Source organism: Aquabacterium sp. (assembly GCF_035476535.1).
Classification (GTDB): Bacteria; Pseudomonadota; Gammaproteobacteria; order Burkholderiales; family Burkholderiaceae_C; genus Pseudaquabacterium.
The window spans coordinates 1-3,131 of sequence record NZ_DATILJ010000259.1 but is presented as its reverse complement, the minus strand read 5'-3'; the positions used below and the strand labels follow the sequence as shown (position 1 = coordinate 3,131).

Annotated in this window: 2 protein-coding genes and 1 pseudogene; 2 read left to right on the top strand and 1 reads right to left on the bottom strand. The window is 68.6% G+C overall.

Going from position 1 to position 3,131, the window contains the following annotated elements; translation table 11 throughout:
• Nucleotides 1-515: 515 nt before the first annotated feature.
• Together hutG and VLK61_RS26170 are read left to right on the top strand one after the other, a co-directional pair.
• Complete coding sequence (hutG, locus tag VLK61_RS26175) at nucleotides 516-1,310, top strand: N-formylglutamate deformylase (RefSeq protein ID WP_325425542.1); 795 nt, start codon at nucleotides 516-518, stop codon at nucleotides 1,308-1,310.
• Nucleotides 1,310-2,689, top strand: a complete 1,380-nt coding sequence (locus tag VLK61_RS26170) for a formimidoylglutamate deiminase (protein ID WP_325425540.1) — start codon at nucleotides 1,310-1,312, stop codon at nucleotides 2,687-2,689. Before hutG ends, VLK61_RS26170 begins: the two co-directional genes overlap by 1 nt.
• On the opposite strand, the pseudogene VLK61_RS26165 reads toward VLK61_RS26170, so the two are convergent.
• A pseudogene (locus VLK61_RS26165) lies at nucleotides 2,686-3,131 on the bottom strand (hypothetical protein); the annotation flags it as partial. The gene VLK61_RS26170 and the pseudogene VLK61_RS26165 overlap by 4 nt on opposite strands.

Here is a 3,131-nt window from a genome sequence, read left to right as displayed (position 1 = left end):
TGTGCCTCCGCACGCGCAGTCCTGCAGCGCCAGTGGCGGCACCTCCCCGGCGTTCTTAATACCCCGAACCGTCGGTCACCAGATTGGCAGTGAACACACCCTGGCATTCGAAAGCGGGGCGCCGCCTTCTCTGTTCGCCGGGCGCGGTGCGCCCATTCGTGCAAACCACGCAAGCTTTCGTATGCCAGTGCGGTTTAATTGCCAATCTGGCGACCGACGGTTCGGGGTATTAAGAATGCCAGGGGCGTGTTCACAATTGTGCCTCCGTGCTGGAGTGACGGAGACACAGATGAACGTTTGGTTTTCAAGCCCTTCTTTGGTTACTTTCTTGTGGCTACAAGAAAGTGACCCGCCTGCCGGGGCGGAATCCCGGCGCAGTGCAACGCATGATCACGGGCCTCGGCAACACGCCCCGGACGTCTGCATTTCGCAATCCCCGAAGGCCGCTCAGGGCCGAAGACTGCCCTCACCCAGAAGCCCATACAGAACCAACGCGGCGCCGTGAAGCCACTGCCATGAACCACGATGTTTACACCCTGCACCGCGGCGACAAGCCGCTGCTGATCAGCCTGCCGCATGTCGGCACGCTGTTGCCGGACGATCAGAAAGAACGTTATGTCGGCCGGGCGCTCGCCGTCGAGGACACCGACTGGCACCTCGACCGGCTGTACGGCTTTGCCCGAGAACTGGGCGCAACGATGCTGGTGCCGCGCTACAGCCGCTACCTGATCGACCTGAACCGGCCGCCGGAGAACGTGCCGATGTACCCCGGCGCCAACAACACCGAACTCTGCCCGACACGCTTTTTCACCGGCGACGCGCTGTACCGCGAAGGCCAGGCGCCGGACGCGGCCGAGATCACCCGCCGCCTCACGAACTACTGGTGGCCTTACCACGACGCACTGAACACCGAGCTGAACCGCCTGCGCGCGGCCCATGGCCATGTGCTGCTGTTCGATGGCCACAGCATCAAGTCGGAACTGCCCTGGCTGTTCGACGGCAGGCTCTGGGACCTGAACCTGGGCACCGCCGCGGGCCGCAGCTGCGCACCCGATCTGCGCCTGGCACTGGCCGCCGTGCTGGCCGGGCAGCAGCGCTTCACGCACATCGTCGACGGCCGCTTCAAGGGCGGCCACATCACGCGCCACTATGGCCGGCCCGAACAAGGCATCCATGCAGTGCAGCTGGAGATGTGCTGGTCCACCTACATGGACGAGGCCGCAGCTTTTGCGTGGCATGACGATCGCGCCGCGCAGGTGGAACCGGTGCTGCGCAGGCTGGTGCAGACGATGCTGGACTGGGTGCCGTGATGAGTGATTGCACCTGGCTCTGGGCGCCGCAGGCCTGGATCGCCGGCCGCTGGCAGCAGCGCGTGCTGCTGCAGATCGGCGCCGACGGCCACTGGGCCGCGATGCAGCCCGATGTGCCGGCGCCGCCGCAGGCCCGTGTGCTGGCCGGTCCGCTGCTGCCGGGCCTGGTCAACGCACACAGCCATGCGTTCCAGCGCGCCTTTGCCGGCCTGGCCGAGCGCCGCGAAGGCGAACAGGACGACTTCTGGAGCTGGCGCGACCGCATGTACTGCGTGGCCTTGCGCATCGCCCCCGAGGCGCTGGAAGCGGTGGCCACGCAGCTGTACGCCGAACTGCTGCAAGGCGGCTACACCCAGGTCTGCGAGTTCCACTACCTGCACCATGCACCCGACGGCCGGCCCTATGCCGACCCGCTGGCGATGAGCCACGCATTGCTGCGCGCCGCGCAGGCCACCGGCATCGGCCTGACGCTGCTGCCGGTGCTGTACCAGCGCGCCGGCTTTACGCAACCGCAGCTGCGCGAGGATCAGCGCCGCTTCGCGACCGATGTGCAGCTGCTGCTGACTTTGCGTGATGGCATCCGCGCGCTGCGGCAGCCACGCGTGAATGCCGGCGTGGCGATCCACTCGCTGCGGGCCGCCTCGCCCGAAGCCATCACCCGGCTGGCCGACGCGCTGGCCGGCGACGATGCGCCGATCCACATCCACATCGCCGAGCAGACCGGCGAAGTCGACGACTGCCTGGCCGCCACCGGCCGGCGGCCGATCGAATGGCTGGCCGCGCATGTGGCGCTGGACGCGCGCTGGCAGCTGGTGCATGCCACGCATGCCACGCCGCAGGAGATCGACACCGTCGCCCGCGGCGGCGCCGGCGTGGTGATCTGCCCCAGCACCGAAGCGAACCTCGGCGATGGCCTCACCGACCTGCCGCGCTGGCTGCGGGCCGGCACGGTGCTGTCGCTCGGCTCCGACAGCCATGTCGGCCGCGCCTGGCCGGCCGAGCTGCGGCTGCTCGACTACGGCCAGCGCCTGCACTTGCGCCAGCGCAATGTCTCGGCCGCGCCGCAGCAGGGCCAGCCCTCGACCGCCGCGCACCTGTTCGAGCGCCTGCGCGCCGGCGGTGGTGCGGCCGCCGGCTTTGCGCGTTGGGGGCTGGAAACCGGCGCACGGGCCGATTGGCTGGTGCTGGACATGCGGACCGCTGGCCTGCTGGGCGTGCCGCCCGGGTTGGCACTGGATGCTCTGGTCTTCGCCACCGATGCGCCGGCGTTCAGCGAGGTCGGCGTCGCGGGCCGGGTCGTCGTGCGCCAGGGCGCCGCGCAGGACAGCGCCGGCATCGCGCAGCGCTTTGCCGAGACCCTGTCACGGCTCTGGGCCTAGCCGAACGGGCTCATCTCAAGCCCCTGGATGACGATCATCTTCTGCGATGCCGGTGCGCGCACGGCGGCAGACACCGTGTCGGACAGGTAGTCGCCCAACATCGGCGGCCGTTCACCCAGGAATGACGGCTCCGGCAGCATGCCCGGCCCTCGCCCCAGGACGTCGAGATCCCCGGCGTCGCGAAACAGCACCGGTGCATGGGTCACGCCCCGGGACAACAGGACCAGCGAGCGGTGGTAGCCGTCACGCAGCAGGTAGCGGCCGCGGTATCGCACGACCTGCAGGAATGACGGGTTCACGGCGACGAGGAAGCCGCAGCCCAGATACGTCTGCCCGTTGCCGGCATCGATGGGCGTGTTGAAGTGCCCCATGATGCGCAGGTTCGGGTTGCGCGAGCTGACGATCCAGGTGTTGAGCGCGGGATCGAACTGGATGGGCAGGG